Origin of the sequence: Streptomyces sp. NPDC003720, from assembly GCF_042875075.1 — a bacterium.
Classification (GTDB): Bacteria; Actinomycetota; Actinomycetes; order Streptomycetales; family Streptomycetaceae; genus Streptomyces.
In genome coordinates this window covers 193,859-210,845 of record NZ_JBIANZ010000012.1, presented here as the reverse complement: position 1 = coordinate 210,845, position 16,987 = coordinate 193,859, and the positions used below count along the sequence as shown (strand labels likewise).

Annotated in this window: 11 protein-coding genes; 1 reads left to right on the top strand and 10 read right to left on the bottom strand. The window is 67.9% G+C overall.

The annotated features are described in order from the left end of the window. Nucleotides 1-16: 16 nt before the first annotated feature. The 8 genes from ACFYU0_RS30845 to ACFYU0_RS30810 all read right to left on the bottom strand — a co-directional run bounded on the left by ACFYU0_RS30845 (nucleotide 17) and on the right by ACFYU0_RS30810 (nucleotide 7,462). Nucleotides 17-397 carry a hypothetical protein gene (locus ACFYU0_RS30845; protein WP_389305394.1) on the bottom strand — a complete coding sequence of 127 codons (381 nt, stop codon included), beginning with the start codon at nucleotides 395-397 and terminating at the stop codon, nucleotides 17-19. Nucleotides 398-539: 142 nt separating this feature from the next. Continuing rightward, nucleotides 540-1,313: a hypothetical protein gene (locus tag ACFYU0_RS30840; protein ID WP_389305392.1), complete on the bottom strand. Its 774-nt coding sequence runs from the start codon at nucleotides 1,311-1,313 to the stop codon at nucleotides 540-542. Nucleotides 1,314-1,380: 67 nt separating this feature from the next. Continuing rightward, entirely contained in the window at nucleotides 1,381-1,674 is a 294-nt protein-coding gene (locus ACFYU0_RS30835) for a hypothetical protein (protein WP_389305390.1), read from the bottom strand. A gap of 238 nt (nucleotides 1,675-1,912) precedes the next feature. Further along, the gene (tuf, locus tag ACFYU0_RS30830) at nucleotides 1,913-3,106 is read right to left on the bottom strand and encodes an elongation factor Tu (protein WP_143627906.1); all 1,194 of its coding nucleotides are present in this window, start codon (nucleotides 3,104-3,106) and stop codon (nucleotides 1,913-1,915) included. 156 nt (nucleotides 3,107-3,262) lie between these two features. Next, nucleotides 3,263-5,389, bottom strand: a complete 2,127-nt coding sequence (fusA, locus tag ACFYU0_RS30825; protein WP_351672666.1) for an elongation factor G — start codon at nucleotides 5,387-5,389, stop codon at nucleotides 3,263-3,265. Between the two features lie 39 nt (nucleotides 5,390-5,428). After that, complete coding sequence (rpsG, locus tag ACFYU0_RS30820) at nucleotides 5,429-5,899, bottom strand: 30S ribosomal protein S7 (protein ID WP_003992340.1); 471 nt, start codon at nucleotides 5,897-5,899, stop codon at nucleotides 5,429-5,431. A gap of 2 nt (nucleotides 5,900-5,901) precedes the next feature. Beyond that, the gene (gene rpsL, locus ACFYU0_RS30815; protein ID WP_003948652.1) at nucleotides 5,902-6,273 is read right to left on the bottom strand and encodes a 30S ribosomal protein S12; all 372 of its coding nucleotides are present in this window, start codon (nucleotides 6,271-6,273) and stop codon (nucleotides 5,902-5,904) included. Nucleotides 6,274-6,535: 262 nt separating this feature from the next. Further along, entirely contained in the window at nucleotides 6,536-7,462 is a 927-nt protein-coding gene (locus ACFYU0_RS30810) for a glycosyltransferase family 2 protein (RefSeq protein ID WP_389305413.1), read from the bottom strand. Between the two features lie 194 nt (nucleotides 7,463-7,656). Between ACFYU0_RS30810 and ACFYU0_RS30805 the strand changes: the two genes are divergently transcribed. Then, complete coding sequence (locus tag ACFYU0_RS30805) at nucleotides 7,657-8,934, top strand: glycosyltransferase family 39 protein (RefSeq protein ID WP_351672662.1); 1,278 nt, start codon at nucleotides 7,657-7,659, stop codon at nucleotides 8,932-8,934. A gap of 95 nt (nucleotides 8,935-9,029) precedes the next feature. Here the strand turns inward: ACFYU0_RS30805 and ACFYU0_RS30800 are convergent, their stop codons facing one another. Both ACFYU0_RS30800 and rpoB read right to left on the bottom strand, forming a co-directional pair. After that, the gene (locus tag ACFYU0_RS30800) at nucleotides 9,030-12,929 is read right to left on the bottom strand and encodes a DNA-directed RNA polymerase subunit beta' (RefSeq protein ID WP_351672660.1); all 3,900 of its coding nucleotides are present in this window, start codon (nucleotides 12,927-12,929) and stop codon (nucleotides 9,030-9,032) included. 102 nt (nucleotides 12,930-13,031) lie between these two features. Next, nucleotides 13,032-16,517: a DNA-directed RNA polymerase subunit beta gene (gene rpoB, locus ACFYU0_RS30795; protein WP_351672658.1), complete on the bottom strand. Its 3,486-nt coding sequence runs from the start codon at nucleotides 16,515-16,517 to the stop codon at nucleotides 13,032-13,034. Between the last annotated feature and the right edge of the window lie 470 nt (nucleotides 16,518-16,987).

The following is a 16,987-nucleotide window of genomic DNA, read 5'->3' as shown; positions in this document are numbered from 1 at the left end:
TGCCCGGCCGTTCCCGTCAGTACAGGTCGAGCGCGGACGTGCGCCGCAGGGCAGAGCCGGCCGCCACGTCAGAGCCGGTCAGGACCACGTTGGCGCTGCGCAGCGCGTCCTTCTCGGCACCGAGCCGGTCCATCAGGTTCCGCACCTGGTCGGCCCAGGCCGCGTGGGCCCTGCGCAGCGCGGCGGAGGTCAGCCAGCCGTGTCCGTCGCGGGCGCCGAAGGCCTTCACCGCCGCTCCGGTCTCGTCGTCCGCCCATCCGCCGGCCGTGCGGGTGTCCGGCTCGATGTGGTCGTTCAGCGCCCTGGCCGCCGCCCGCTTCTCGGCGGGACTGGACGCCAGCCTCCCCGCGCCAGGACCGTGACCGTTGCCGCCGTGGCCTCCTGCCGGACCGTCCACCGCTCACCCCTCGCCGTCTCGACGTCCACCACCGCTCCATCAACCGGCGGACGCCGATCTTCGTCACGGGGGTTTTCACATGCACCGCGTTGACGTCGTCCGGGGGGTGTCGCCGGGCAGCCCGGCGGGGGCTCGCCGCGGTTCAGGGGCGTCCGGTCTCCTGGTCCAGCGGGACGAGGTTGCCGGCGCTGAGCACGTCACCGCGGGCCGGTGAGCCCAGCGACGCGCGCAGCTTGCCGACGCCGGGGTCGGAGAAGGAGACCGTCAGGGTGCAGGGCGGCTGGCCGGTGATGGTGTCGTGGGAGTCGATCGGCGCCTGCAGCCCCTTCATGACCTCGGCGCCCTCCTGGCCGGGGCACAGGGCCCGCACCGGCAGCTCGACCTCGGCGCTGGCGCCGTTGCGGCCGTCGACGCGCACGCTGTGGCCGGGCCCCGTCCCGGTGGGCTCGAGCCATCTGACCGGCAGGCCGTGCGCACCGCCGACCAGTCCGTCCGGGCCCTCGATCTCCACCGCCACGCCGTCCGTGCCGAGGGTCCGGGACAGCTCCAGCGGGCGCTTCCCGCCGGAGGTGAGGAGGAGATCGATGGTGAAGCGGGCGGGCGTGCGGGGCCCGTGTCCGTACCCGTAGGCGCCGAGGACGAGCCTGGGGCCGGCCGGCGGCTCGTCCCTGGGCGGTGGGGCGAGCGCGTCCGCGGGCAACGGGAAGCGGTGGTACCCCCTGGCTCCGCACCGGTCGCCGTCGGAGACACCGCCCCCGGGCAGGGCCACAGCCTTCGCCGGCCCCGGGGCGAGTCGCCCGACCAGCGTGAACAGCCCCTGCTGATAGCCCATGGCGATCACTACGGCGGCCACGGCCAGCCAGGGGACCACCACCTGCGCCTTCTCCAACGCGACGCCGCGCAGCCTGTCGAGCACGGGACCTCTCTCTGCGACGACCGGCCGGACGGCGCCGGCCGGGGAACGGGAACCGACCCGGGACCGCTCAGGTGCGGCAGGGACCGGTGCGCCAGCCGGGCGGGGCGGCGGGCCGTGCCGCCGCGCGGGGCCGCCCCGGCAGCCGCTTGCGGCCGGTGCGGCCCCACGCCCGTTCCTCGGCCTCGGCCTGCTCGCGCAGCCGCCGGGTGACCATCCGGGCCCGAGCCGACGGCTCCTTCGGCGCGCCGGCTCCGCCGCCCTCGGCCGACTCCCGCAGGAACGTTTCCCACTGCTCGTCGGACAGGGAGGACCGCTCGTCCGAGTCCTCGTCGGGCCGTTCGGGGGGCGGGGCGGTGCTCACAGGCTCACTTCCGTCGACGGCAGGCGCTTGTGATCATTCCTAGGCGGCCGTCCGGGCGTTCACAAGGTGTGGACGGCGTCGTACGGAAGCCGTGATCCAACCGGTAGGGGTTCGCAGCGCCCCGCCGTACAACCCCGGGCGAACAAGGCTCGGGACAGCGAAGAGGCCCGTACGACCGAAGTCGTACGGGCCTCTCCGACAGCTACCAGGTCAGAGACCGGGCCGGGTCAGTTCAAGATCACTTGTTGATCTTGGTGACCTGGCCGGCGCCCACGGTCCGGCCACCCTCACGGATGGCGAACTTCAGGCCCTCTTCCATGGCGACGGGCTGGATGAGCTCCACCTTCATCTCGGTGTTGTCACCCGGCATGACCATCTCGGTGCCCTCGGGGAGGGTCACGACGCCGGTCACGTCCGTCGTACGGAAGTAGAACTGCGGACGGTAGTTGTTGAAGAACGGCGTGTGGCGGCCACCCTCGTCCTTGGACAGGATGTAGGCCTGCGCCTCGAACTCGGTGTGCGGGGTGACCGAGCCCGGCTTGATGATGACCTGGCCGCGCTCGACGTCCTCGCGCTTGATGCCGCGGAGCAGCAGACCGACGTTCTCACCGGCCTGGCCCTCGTCGAGCAGCTTGCGGAACATCTCGATGCCGGTGACCGTGGTGGTGGTCTTCTCCTGCTTGATACCGATGATGTCCACGGTCTCGTTGACCTTGAGGACACCACGCTCGATACGGCCGGTGACGACCGTACCGCGACCGGTGATCGTGAAGACGTCCTCGATCGGCATCAGGAACGGCTTGTCGACGTCGCGCTCCGGCTCCGGAATCGCGGTGTCGACGGCGTTCATGAGGTCCAGGACGGACTGCGTCCACTGCGCGTCGCCCTCGAGGGCCTTCAGCGCCGAGACACGCACGACCGGCAGGTCGTCGCCCGGGAACTCGTACTCGGAGAGGAGCTCACGAACCTCGAGCTCGACGAGCTCCATGATCTCCTCGTCGTCCACCATGTCGGCCTTGTTCAGGGCGACGACGATGTACGGAACGCCGACCTGGCGGGCCAGGAGCACGTGCTCCTTGGTCTGCGGCATCGGGCCGTCGGTGGCGGCGACCACGAGGATCGCGCCGTCCATCTGCGCGGCACCGGTGATCATGTTCTTGATGTAGTCCGCGTGACCCGGGCAGTCGACGTGGGCGTAGTGACGCGCCTCGGTCTGGTACTCGACGTGCGCGATGGAGATGGTGATACCGCGCTGGCGCTCCTCGGGCGCCTTGTCGATGTTGTCGAACGGGGTGGCCTCGTTCAGCTCCGGGTACGCGTCGTGCAGCACCTTGGTAATGGCGGCCGTGAGGGTCGTCTTACCGTGGTCGATGTGACCGATGGTGCCGATGTTGACGTGCGGCTTAGTCCGCTCGAACTTCGCCTTCGCCACTGGGGTCCTCCTGTGGAGTGGTTCTGTACGCCTTGGTTCGTCGGCGCCAGGTGATCTTTGCTGTTAAGTCCCGGAACCCGGGGCAAGCATCCGCGTTTGCGGTTGTTTGCCCCTTGAGGCTCCGGAGTCAAGCCTAAAGCGTGGGAACGCGGTGCGTTACTCGCCCTTGGCCTTCGCGATGATCTCCTCGGCGACGTTCCGCGGAACCTCGGCGTAGGAGTCGAACTGCATCGAGTAGCTCGCGCGACCCGACGTCTTGCTGCGGAGGTCGCCGACGTAGCCGAACATCTCCGAAAGGGGCACGAGGCCCTTCACGACGCGGGCACCGGCCCGCTCCTCCATGGCCTGGATCTGACCACGGCGGGAGTTGATGTCGCCGATGACCTCACCCATGTAGTCCTCGGGCGTGGTGACCTCGACGGCCATCATCGGCTCGAGCAGCACGGGGCTGGCCTTGCGCGCGGCCTCCTTGAAGGCCTGCGAGCCGGCGATCTTGAAGGCGAGCTCGGAGGAGTCGACCTCGTGGTAGGCGCCGTCGTGGAGGATGACGCGCACGCCGGTCATCTCGTAACCGGCGAGGATGCCGAACTGCATGGCCTCCTGCGCACCGGCGTCGACCGAAGGGATGTACTCCTTCGGGATACGACCACCGGTCACCTTGTTCACGAACTCGTACGAGGTGTCGCCACCCTCGAGCGGCTCGATGCCGATCTGCACCTTCGCGAACTGACCGGTACCACCGGTCTGCTTCTTGTGGGTGTAGTCGACGCGCTCGACGGCCTTGCGGATCGTCTCGCGGTAGGCCACCTGCGGCTTGCCGACGTTGGCCTCGACCTTGAACTCACGGCGCATACGGTCGACCAGCACCTCGAGGTGCAGCTCGCCCATGCCACCGATGATGGTCTGGCCGGTCTCCTCGTCCGAGTGGACCTGGAAGGACGGGTCCTCCTCGGCCAGGCGCTGGATCGCGACGCCCAGCTTCTCCTGGTCGCCCTTCGACTTGGGCTCGATGGCGACCTGGATGACCGGCGCCGGGAAGTCCATGGACTCCAGGATGACCGGGTTCTTGTCGTCGGACAGCGTCTCACCTGTGGTGGTCTGCTTCAGGCCCATGACGGCGACGATGTCGCCGGCGCCCACCGACTCGATCTCCTCACGCTTGTTGGCGTGCATGCGGTAGATCTTGCCGATGCGCTCCTTCTTGCCCTTGACGGAGTTCAGCACCGAGGTGCCGGACTCCAGGCGGCCCGAGTAGACCCGGACGAAGGTGAGCTTGCCGAGGTGCGGGTCGCTCATGATCTTGAACGCCAGCGCGGACAGCGGCTCGTCGTCGGACGGCTTGCGCTTGACGACGACCTCGGGGTCCTTGACGTCGTGGCCCTCGATGGCCTCGATGTCGACCGGCGACGGCAGGTAGCGGACGACCGCGTCGAGCAGGGGCTGGACGCCCTTGTTCTTGAAGGCGGTACCGCAGAACACCGGGGTCACGGTGGTGCCGGTGCCCTTGCCGGACGCGATGGTGATACGACGGATCGCGGCGTACAGCTGCTCCACGGAAGGCTCCTGGCCCTCCAGGTACAGCTCCATGATCTCTTCGTCGTTCTCGGCCACGGCCTCGAGCAGCTTGCCGCGGTACTCCTCGGCAGCCTCGGCGTGCGTGTCCGGGATGTCGACGGTGTCGTACATCTCGCCCTTGGTGGCCTCGGCGGACCAGACCAGGGCCTTCATCGTCACGAGGTCGATGACGCCCTTGAAGTCGGCCTCGGCACCGATCGGCAGCTGCATCACGATCGGCTGAGCGCCCAGGCGGTCAGTGATCATGTCGACGCAGCGGTGGAACTCGGCACCGGTCCGGTCGAGCTTGTTGACGAAGCAGATGCGCGGGACGCCGTAGCGGTCCGCCTGACGCCACACCGTCTCGGACTGCGGCTCGACACCGGCGACACCGTCGAACACCGTCACGGCACCGTCGAGCACGCGCAGGGAGCGCTCCACCTCGACGGTGAAGTCGACGTGACCCGGGGTGTCGATGATGTTGATGGTGTGATCGACGTCCTCGAGCGGCCAGTGACAGGTGGTGGCAGCAGAGGTGATCGTGATGCCACGCTCCTGCTCCTGCTCCATCCAGTCCATGGTGGCAGCGCCGTCGTGGACCTCACCGATCTTGTAGGACACACCGGTGTAGAACAGGATCCGCTCGGTGGTGGTCGTCTTGCCCGCGTCGATGTGGGCCATGATCCCGATGTTGCGGACCTTGGCCAGGTCAAGTGAAGTGGTAGCCATAAGGCTTCAGTCTTCTCTCGGTCTCGATGTGGGTAGCGACTACCAGCGGTAGTGCGCGAAGGCCTTGTTGGACTCGGCCATCTTGTGCGTGTCCTCGCGCTTCTTCACAGCGGCACCCAGGCCGTTGGAGGCGTCGAGAAGCTCGTTGAGCAGGCGCTCGGTCATGGTCTTCTCGCGACGGGCGCGGGAGTAACCGACCAGCCAGCGGAGCGCCAGCGTGTTGGCGCGACCGGGCTTGACCTCGATCGGCACCTGGTAGGTGGCGCCACCGACACGGCGGGACTTGACCTCGAGGGTCGGCTTGATGTTCTCCAGCGCGCGCTTCAGCGTGATGATCGGGTCGTTGCCCGTCTTCTCACGCAGACCCTCCATGGCACCGTAGACGATGCGCTCGGCGGTGGAGCGCTTGCCGTTCAGCAGCACCTTGTTGATCAGGGAGGTCACCAGAGGAGAACCGTAGACCGGGTCGATGATGACCGGGCGCTTCGGGGCGGGGCCCTTACGAGGCATTCTTACTTCTCCTTCTTGGCGCCGTAACGGCTGCGAGCCTGCTTGCGGTTCTTGACACCCTGGGTGTCGAGCGAACCGCGGATGATCTTGTAGCGAACACCCGGCAGGTCCTTCACACGGCCGCCGCGCACGAGCACGATGGAGTGCTCCTGCAGGTTGTGTCCCTCACCCGGAATGTAAGCGGTGACCTCGATGCCGCTGGTCAGACGCACACGCGCGACCTTACGCAGGGCCGAGTTCGGCTTCTTCGGGGTGGTCGTGAACACACGCGTGCAGACGCCACGACGCTGAGGGGAACCCTCGAGTGCGGGCGTCTTGTTCTTCTCGACCTTGTCCTGCCGGCCCTTGCGGACCAGCTGCTGGATCGTAGGCACTACTTCTCCGGTTTCTGTGTGCCGATGAGTACAGCTAACCTGGAACATCTCCGACCCACGCGGTCGGGTGTGTCGAATCCGCCGCGCTTCCGCCGCGAGACGGGAAAGGCACGGATTACGGTGGCCGGTGTCGGCTCTGCGTGCGGTTGAAGGCACGCACGAAAGCCAGGGCACACCCCAGGCACAAGGTCTGAGCGTACCTACCGCACCCACTTCGGTCAAAACAAAGGCCGCGGGGCCGGGCCCGGCGGGCTGCCGCGGGTCAGCGGCGCGTCGTCGTCTCCCCCGCCTGCTCCGCCGTGTCGTGGCCCACGAAGTACGTCGGCCGGTTCTGTATGGCCGTGTATATCCGGGCCACGTACTCCCCGAGCAGCCCCACGCAGATGAGCTGCACCGCGCCGATGAAGAGCACCCCGGTGAACAGCGAGGTCCAGCCCGGGACCGTGTGGTCCAGGACGTGGGCGGAGAGCGTGTACACCATCAGCCCGAGGCAGACCAGGAAGGCGAAGCCGCCGAGCCAGGTGGCCAGCCGCAGCGGGGCCGCCGAGAACCCGGTGACGCTGTCGACGGCCAGCCGGATCATCCGGCCCAGCGGGTACTTGCTGCGGCCTGCCGTGCGCGGGGCGCGCTCGTAGGTCACCCGGCCGCTGGGGAAGCCCAGCCAGGGCACCAGCAGCCGGTAGACCCGCTGCTGGTCGGGCAGCGCCTTCAGCGCCTCCACGGCGGCCCGGCTCAGCAGCCGGAAGTCGCCGGCCTGCGCGGGCACGGAAGGCCCCGCCAGACGGCGCACCAGCCGGTAGTACAGCCCGGCGGTCCACCGCTTGAAGCCGGTGTCGCTGGCCCGGTCGGCACGGATGCCGTAGACGATGTCCAGCCCCTCGGCGCGGGCCAGGGCCAGCATGTCGGGGATCTTCTCGGGCGGGTCCTGCAGGTCCGCGTCGATGCTGACCACGTACGCGCCGGCCGCCCGGTCGAGGCCCGCGGTCAGGGCCGCCTGGTGGCCCGAGTTGCGGCGCAGGCCGATCACCCGCAGTTCCGGCCAGCCGAGCCGGAAGGCCGCGAGCAGCTCGCCGGTGCCGTCGGTGCTGCCGTCGTCGACGGCGACCAGCTCGTACGGCACGCCGAGGCCCTCAAGGACCGGGCGCAGCCGGCTGACCAGGGCGGGCAGCGCCTCGACCTCGTTGAACATCGGTACGACGACGGACAGCTCGATCGCCGGCTCCGTTCCACCGGTCACCCGCTTCTCCCCCCTTCGCCCCGCACATGCGACGCTTTGGCCACACACAAGTGATCCTTGTGTGATCTCGTGACTGACACTTCACGACCCCCCGGGCTGCGGAATCCTCCGGCCCCGGCGGTCGGCCGAGGGGGGAGACCGCAGGGATGAGCACGGCTTCCGGTGACATCGAGGCGGACACCGTCCTGCCCGGGGAGCAGTCCGGCACTCCGCGCCCGAGCCGCCGGCTCACGCTGCCGCCGGGTGCGCGGCCGTACGTGGCTCCACTCGTCCTGTACTGCGTCACGAAGCTCGTGGGGCTCACCATATTCGCCTGCCTGCTGGAGCATGCGGGCGACTACCGCAGGAAGGACCCGCGGTTCGGCGGCGGCGCCCACTGGTGGGACGTGCTGTCCACCTGGGACGGCTGGTGGTATCTGCAGGTCGCGGGGCACGGGTACGACCCGAAGCCGCTGCAGCCGCTGCCCGGGGGCGGCCTCTTCACGGTCCAGCAGAACTCGGTCGCGTTCTTCCCGCTCTACCCCGGGCTGATCCGCAGCGTCTCCGAGACCACCGGGCTCGGCCTGTACGGCTCCGGCATCCTCGTGTCGGTCCTGGCCTCCCTGGTGGCGGCGGCGGGCGTCTACGCGGTGGTCGCGGCGCTGGCCGGCGCGCGGGCCGGCACCATCGCCGCCGGGCTGTGGGCCGTGGTGCCCGGCGCGGGCGTCGAGTGGGCCGTGTACTCGGAGTCCCTGTTCGTCGCCATCGCCGCCTGGACCTGCTACAGCGTGATGCGGGGCCGCTGGGTCGCCGCGGGCCTCCTGGCCTTCCTGGCGGGCCTCAACCGGCCCACCTCGGCGGCCCTCATCGGCGCGGTGGGACTGGCCGCCCTGGTCACCGTCCTGCGGCGGGACGGCCGGCGTGAGCACGGGGTCGGCGGGCCGGTCTTCGCGATGATCGCGGCGCCGCTCGGCCTGCTCACCTACGTCGCCTGGGTCGGGTGGAGCATGGGCGACCTCACCGCGTACTTCACGCTCCAGCGTGAGGGCTGGGCGCACTACTTCGACTGGGGCGCGTACACGGCCGACGTCCTCGGCAACGTGGCCGTGGGGCACAGCGACTACCTGTTCGCCTTCTCCACGCCCGATCTGCTCGGCGTCCAGCTCGTCATCGCGCTGCCCTTCCTGATCACGCTGATGCTGCGCCGTAGGCCGCCGCTGGTGCTGGTCGCCTACACCCTGGCGGGCATCGTCACCGTCCTGGGCACCCAGCAGATGTTCGGCAACACCTCCCGCTACCTGCTGCCCTCCTTCCCGCTGCTGCTGGCGCCGGCGGCGGCGCTGAGCCGCCTGAAGTGGCCCGGCCTGGCCGTGTTCTTCACGACGACGGCGGTGGCGTCGGGCTGGTACGCGCACTACGTGATCTTCGAGCTGGGCATCCCGTAGCCGAGCCGGGCACCCCGCGGACGGCAGGCGGCCGCGGGAACGCCGAAGGGCGGTCACCCCACCGGGGTGACCGCCCTTCAGTTCAACTCAACCACTCACTGGTTGTACGGACCGTAGTCGTAGTCCTCCAGCGGGACGGCCTGGCCGGAGCCGGTGCCGAACGGCGAGTAGTCGATGTCGTCGTAGCCGACGGCCGAGTACATCGCGGCCTTGGCCTCCTCGGTGGGCTCCACCCGGATGTTGCGGTAGCGGGACAGACCCGTACCGGCCGGGATGAGCTTACCGATGATGACGTTCTCCTTGAGGCCGATGAGGCTGTCGGACTTGGCGTTGATCGCCGCGTCCGTCAGGACTCGGGTCGTCTCCTGGAAGGAGGCGGCCGACAGCCAGGACTCCGTCGCCAGCGAGGCCTTGGTGATACCCATCAGCTGCGGACGACCGGAGGCCGGGTGACCGCCCTCCTGGACCACACGACGGTTCTCGGTCTCGAACTTCGAGCGCTCGACCAGCTCGCCGGGCAGCAGCTCGGCGTCGCCCGACTCGATGATCGTCACACGGCGCAGCATCTGCCGGATGATGATCTCGATGTGCTTGTCGTGGATCGACACACCCTGCGAGTTGTAGACCTTCTGGACCTCGCCGACCAGGTGGACCTGGACGGCACGCTGGCCCAGGATGCGCAGCACGTCGTGCGGGTTGGTGGCACCCACGGTGAGCTGCTGGCCCACCTCGACGTGGTCGCCCTCCTTCACCAGGACCTTGGCGCGCTTCGAGATCGGGAACGCCGTCTCGTCGCTGCCGTCGTCCGGGGTGACGACGATCTTCTTGGTCTTCTCGGTCTCCTCGATCCGCACGCGGCCGTTGGCCTCGGAGATCGGGGCGACACCCTTCGGGGTACGGGCCTCGAAGAGCTCGACGACACGGGGCAGACCCTGGGTGATGTCGTCACCGGCCACACCACCGGTGTGGAAGGTACGCATCGTCAGCTGAGTACCGGGCTCACCGATGGACTGGGCGGCGATGATGCCGACCGCCTCACCGATGTCGACCAGCTTGCCGGTGGCCAGCGAACGGCCGTAGCACATGGCGCAAGTGCCGACGTGCGACTCGCAGGTCAGGATCGAGCGGGTCTTGACCTCCTCGATGCCGTGGTGCACCAGCTGGTCGATGAGCACGTCGCCGAGGTCCACGTTGGCCGGCGCGATCACCTTGCCGTCGATGACGACGTCCTCGGCGAGCATGCGGGCGTAGACGCTGGTCTCGACGTCGTCCGCCTTGCGCAGCACACCGTCGGCGCCGCGGTTGGCGATCCGCAGCTTCAGACCGCGCTCGGTGCCGCAGTCCTCCTCGCGGATGATGACGTCCTGCGAGACGTCCACCAGACGACGGGTCAGGTAACCCGAGTCGGCGGTACGCAGGGCGGTGTCGGCCAGACCCTTACGGGCACCGTGCGTGGAGATGAAGTACTCCAGCACGGACAGGCCCTCACGGAAGGACGCCTTGATCGGACGCGGGATGGTCTCGTTCTTCGCGTTCGACACCAGACCGCGCATACCGGCGATCTGCCGCATCTGCATCATGTTTCCTCGGGCACCCGAGTCAACCATCATGAAGATGGGGTTGGTCTTGGGGAAGTTCTCGTTCATCGCCTCGGCGACCTCGTTGGTCGCCTTGGTCCAGATCGCGATGAGCTCCTGAGTGCGCTCTTCCTTGGTGATCAGACCGCGCTCGTACTGCTTCTGGACCTTCTCGTCCTGCGCCTCGTAGCCGCGGACGATCTCCTTCTTCGCCTCGGGAACGACGACGTCGGAGATGGCCACGGTGACACCGGAACGGGTCGCCCAGAAGAAGCCGGCCGCCTTCAGGTTGTCGAGCGTCGCCGCCACGATGACCTTGGGGTAGCGCTCGGCCAGGTCGTTGACGATCTCGGAGAGCTGCTTCTTGCCCACCGAGTAGTCGACGAACGGGTAGTCCTCGGGCAGCAGCTCGTTGAAGAGCGCGCGGCCCAGGGTGGTGCGCAGGCGGAACGAGTCACCCTGCTGCCACTCGGGCTCGCCCTCCTCGCGCGCCGGCGGGGTCCAGCCGCGCGGCGGGATGGTGCCCACCGGGAAGCGGATGTCGATCGGCGACTGCAGCGCGAGCTCACCGGCGTCGAAGGCCATGATCGCCTCGGCCGTGGAGCCGAACGCGCGGCCCTCGCCCTTGGTGTCACGCAGCTCGCCGTCGGTGGTGAGGAAGAACAGACCGAGGACCATGTCCTGGGTCGGCATCGTCACCGGACGGCCGTCGGCCGGCTTGAGGATGTTGTTCGAGGACAGCATCAGGATGCGGGCCTCGGCCTGCGCCTCCGCGGACAGCGGCAGGTGCACGGCCATCTGGTCACCGTCGAAGTCCGCGTTGAACGCGGTGCAGACGAGCGGGTGGATCTGGATGGCCTTGCCCTCGACCAGCTGCGGCTCGAAGGCCTGGATGCCGAGGCGGTGCAGGGTGGGAGCACGGTTCAGCAGAACCGGGTGCTCGGCGATGACCTCTTCGAGGACGTCGTACACGACCGTGCGGCCGCGCTCCACCATGCGCTTGGCGCTCTTGATGTTCTGCGCGTGGTTCAGGTCGACCAGGCGCTTCATCACGAACGGCTTGAACAGCTCCAGCGCCATCGCCTTGGGCAGACCGCACTGGTGCAGCTTGAGCTGCGGGCCGACGACGATGACGGAACGCGCCGAGTAGTCGACTCGCTTGCCGAGCAGGTTCTGACGGAAACGACCCTGCTTGCCCTTGAGCATGTCGCTCAGGGACTTCAGCGGGCGGTTACCGGGACCGGTGACCGGGCGACCGCGACGACCGTTGTCGAAGAGGGCGTCCACGGCCTCCTGGAGCATGCGCTTCTCGTTGTTCACGATGATCTCGGGCGCGCCGAGGTCGAGAAGCCGCTTCAGGCGGTTGTTGCGGTTGATGACACGGCGGTACAGGTCGTTCAGGTCGGAGGTCGCGAAGCGGCCACCGTCGAGCTGCACCATCGGACGCAGGTCCGGCGGGATGACCGGCACGCAGTCGAGCACCATGCCCTTGGGGCTGTTGCTGGTCTGCAGGAACGCGGAGACGACCTTCAGGCGCTTGAGCGCACGGGTCTTCTTCTGGCCCTTGCCGGTGCGGATGATCTCGCGGAGCTTCTCGGCCTCCTCGTCGAGGTCGAAGGACTCCAGGCGCTTCTGCAGCGCGGCGGCGCCCATCGAGCCGTCGAAGTAGGTGCCGAACCGGTCGCGCAGCTCGCGGTAGAGCAGCTCGTCGCCCTCGAGGTCCTGGACCTTGAGGTTCTTGAACCGGGTCCACACCTCGTCGAGGCGGTCGATCTCGCGCTGCGCGCGGTCGCGCAGCTGCTTCATCTCGCGCTCGGCGCCCTCGCGCACCTTGCGGCGCACGTCGGCCTTGGCGCCCTCGGCCTCGAGCTCGGCCAGGTCGGTCTCGAGCTTCTTGGCGCGGGCCTCGAGGTCGGCGTCGCGGCGGTTCTCGATCTGCTGGCGCTCGACCGAGACGTGCGCCTCGAGGGAGGGCAGGTCGCGGGTGCGGCGCTCCTCGTCGACGTACGTGATCATGTACGCCGCGAAGTAGATGACCTTCTCGAGGTCCTTCGGCGCCAGGTCCAGCAGGTAGCCGAGGCGCGAGGGGACACCCTTGAAGTACCAGATGTGCGTGACGGGCGCGGCCAGCTCGATGTGGCCCATCCGCTCACGGCGCACCTTGGCGCGCGTGACCTCGACGCCACAGCGCTCGCAGATGATGCCCTTGAAGCGGACGCGCTTGTACTTGCCGCAGTAGCACTCCCAGTCCCGGGTCGGACCGAAGATCTTCTCGCAGAAGAGCCCGTCCTTTTCCGGCTTGAGGGTGCGGTAGTTGATGGTCTCGGGCTTCTTGACCTCGCCGTGGCTCCACTGACGGATGTCGTCAGCGGTGGCCAGGCCGATCCGGAGCTCGTCGAAGAAGTTGACGTCGAGCACTATGCGTCAATCCCTCTCAGGGTCGTAAGTCTGTGGTCTGAAACGGGGGCCTGGGGGTCGGCGGGGGCCTCACACGGTGGCGAGGCCCCTACCGGACTCCCGTCAGACCTCTTCGACGCTGCTCGGCTCGCGCCGGGACAGGTCGATGCCGAGCTCCTCCGCAGCGCGGAAGACATCCTCGTCGGTGTCGCGCATCTCGATGGACATACCGTCGCTGGACAGCACCTCCACGTTCAGGCAGAGCGACTGCATCTCCTTGATGAGCACCTTGAAGGACTCGGGGATGCCGGGCTCGGGAATGTTCTCGCCCTTGACGATGGCCTCGTAGACCTTCACGCGGCCGGTGACGTCGTCGGACTTGATGGTCAGCAGCTCCTGGAGGGCGTACGCGGCGCCGTAGGCCTCGAGGGCCCACACCTCCATCTCACCGAACCGCTGGCCACCGAACTGGGCCTTACCACCCAGCGGCTGCTGGGTGATCATCGAGTACGGACCGGTCGAACGGGCGTGCAGCTTGTCGTCGACCAGGTGGTGCAGCTTCAGGATGTACATGTAGCCGACCGAGATCGGGTCCGGGAACGGCTCACCGCTGCGGCCGTCGAACAGCCGCGCCTTGCCGGTCGGGAGCACCATGCGCTCGCCGTCCCGGTTCGGGATGGTGTGCTGCAGCAGACCCGCCAGCTCGTCCTCCCGCGCACCGTCGAACACCGGGGTGGCGACGTTGGTGCCCGGGGCGACGGAGTCGGCGCCGATCGCCTGGAGGCGCTGGGCCCACTCCTCCGCGAGGCCGGAGACGTCCCAGCCGCGGCTGGCGAGCCAGCCGAGGTGGATCTCCAGGACCTGTCCCGGGTTCATTCGGGACGGGACACCCAGCGGGTTGAGGATGATGTCGACCGGGGTGCCGTCCTCCAGGAACGGCATGTCCTCGATCGGCAGGATCTTGGAGATGACACCCTTGTTGCCGTGGCGGCCGGCGAGCTTGTCACCGTCGGTGATCTTGCGCTTCTGCGCGACGTAGACGCGCACCAGCTGGTTCACACCGGGGGGAAGCTCGTCGCCCTCCTCGCGGTCGAAGACGCGCACGCCGATGACCTTGCCGGTCTCGCCGTGCGGCACCTTCAGCGAGGTGTCACGGACCTCACGGGCCTTCTCGCCGAAGATCGCGCGCAGCAGGCGCTCCTCGGGGGTCAGCTCGGTCTCGCCCTTGGGCGTGACCTTGCCGACGAGGATGTCGCCGGCGATGACCTCGGCGCCGATGCGGATGATGCCGCGCTCGTCGAGGTCGGCGAGGACCTCCTCGGAGACGTTCGGGATGTCCCGGGTGATCTCCTCGGGGCCGAGCTTGGTGTCACGGGCGTCGACCTCGTGCTCCTCGATGTGGATCGAGGAGAGGACGTCGTCCTGCACGAGGCGCTGCGACAGGATGATCGCGTCCTCGTAGTTGTGACCCTCCCACGGCATGAACGCCACGAGCAGGTTCTTGCCGAGGGCCATCTCGCCGTTCTGGGTGGCGGGACCGTCGGCGAGCACCTGGCCCGTGATGATCCGGTCGCCCTCGTTGACGATGACCTTCTGGTTGACCGAGGTGCCCTGGTTGGACCGGGAGAACTTGGCCAGGCGGTACGTGATGTACGTGCCGTCGTCGTTGGCGGTGGTGATGTAGTCCGCGGAGACCTCCTGGACCACACCGTCCTTCTCGGCCTTGACCACGTCGCCGGCGTCGACCGCGGAGCGGTACTCCATGCCGGTGCCGACGAGCGGGGACTCGGACTTAATCAGCGGCACGGCCTGACGCATCATGTTCGCGCCCATGAGGGCACGGTTGGCGTCGTCGTGCTCGAGGAACGGGATCATGGCGGTCGCGACCGACACCATCTGGCGCGGCGAGACGTCCATGTAGTCCACGTCGTCACCGGCGACGTAGTCGACCTCGCCGCCACGGCGGCGGACCAGCACGCGGTTCTCGGCGAACCGCATGTCGTCCGAGAGCGTGGCGTTGGCCTGCGCGATGACGAACCGGTCCTCCTCGTCGGCCGTCAGGTAGTCCACCTCGTCGGTGACCTGACCGTCGACGACCTTGCGGTACGGCGTCTCGACGAAGCCGAACGCGTTGACCCGGCCGTAGGAGGCGAGCGAGCCGATCAGACCGATGTTCGGGCCTTCGGGCGTCTCGATCGGGCACATGCGGCCGTAGTGCGACGGGTGCACGTCACGGACCTCGAAGCCGGCCCGCTCACGGGAGAGACCACCCGGGCCAAGAGCCGACAGACGGCGCTTGTGGGTGAGACCCGACAGCGGGTTGTTCTGGTCCATGAACTGCGACAGCTGGCTGGTGCCGAAGAACTCCTTGATGGAGGCGACGACCGGCCGGATGTTGATCAGGGTCTGCGGCGTGATCGCCTCGACGTCCTGGGTCGTCATGCGCTCGCGCACGACGCGCTCCATACGGGCGAGACCCGTACGGACCTGGTTCTGGATCAGCTCGCCGACGCTGCGCAGACGACGGTTGCCGAAGTGGTCGATGTCGTCGGTCTCGACGACGATCGTGCCACCGTTGTCACCCGAGGTCTCGGTCTCGCCGGCGTGCAGCTTCACCAGGTACTTGATCGTCGAGATGACGTCCTCGACGGTCAGGACACCCGCGTCGAGCGGCGCGTCAGCACCCAGCTTCTTGTTGACCTTGTAGCGGCCGACCTTGGCGAGGTCGTAGCGCTTGGGGTTGAAGTAGAGGTTCTCGAGCAGCGTCTGCGCGGCCTCACGCGTGGGGGGCTCGCCCGGACGCAGCTTGCGGTAGATGTCCAGCAGCGCGTCGTCCTGGCCCTGGGTGTGGTCCTTCTCCAGGGTGGCGCGCATCGACTCGTACTCGCCGAACTCCTCGAGGATCTGCTCGGTGGTCCAGCCGAGCGCCTTCAGCAGTACGGTGACCGACTGCTTGCGCTTGCGGTCGATGCGGACACCGACCATGTCGCGCTTGTCGATCTCCATCTCCAGCCAGGCACCCCGGGACGGGATGATCTTGGCGGAGAAGATGTCCTTGTCGGACGTCTTGTCGATGGAGGAGTCGAAGTAGACACCGGGGGAACGGACCAGCTGCGACACCACGACACGCTCGGTGCCGTTGATGACGAAAGTGCCCTTGTTCGTCATGAGCGGGAAGTCGCCCATGAAGACCGTCTGGGACTTGATCTCACCGGTCTCGTTGTTGGTGAACTCGGCGGTGACGAAGAGCGGGGCGGCGTACGTGAAGTCGCGCTCCTTGCACTCGTCGATGGAGTTCTTCGGCGGCTCGAAGCGGTGGTCCCGGAACGTCAGGGACATCGACCCGGAGAAGTCCTCGATCGGGGAGATCTCCTCGAAGATCTCCTCCAGACCGGACTTGGTGGGGACGTCCTGACCGTTCTCAAGAGCCTCCTCGACCCGACTCTGCCAAGCGGTGTTGCCGAGCAGCCAGTCGAAGCTCTCGGTCTGCAGCGCGAGCAGGTTCGGAACCTCGAGAGGCTCCTTGATCTTTGCAAAGGAGATGCGCAGCGGGGCGGTGCTTGCGCCGTTGTTCGTATTCGCGGTCGAGGCGTTGCGCGAGGCGGCCAAGAGGGGGTCCTTCCGAGGGCTCGGACTCACTACGCGCGTACCGGCCCCTCTCCCAGACACAGAGACGGAAACCCCAGGTCAGGGGAGCTTCGGTCATCGGTGCTCGAGTGAGGGCAGACCCCTGGTGACGGGCAGGGGAAGCTAACAGGCAGCGCAAAGGGTCAGTGTAGCCACTTGGCACACTGATGTCCAGCCCGGGTTTCTCGAGACCCTCGTCGTGCTCACTGCCTTCGTCAACAACGCCCTCGGCATGCCTGCCCTCAACGCACGTTGATACTGCCCTCTTCGCCGTCGATCCATGCCTCGGATTCGGATCCTTGTGACGACGCGTCCTGAGAATTGCGCGCTGCGTGCGGTTCGTCAAGGCCCCCCAGCCCAAACGGGGCCGTCCGGAGACAGGACGAAGATCACCATACCCCCCGCCGGGGCGAGTTCAAGGCGACCCGGGTCACCCTCCGAAGACGCCGAAG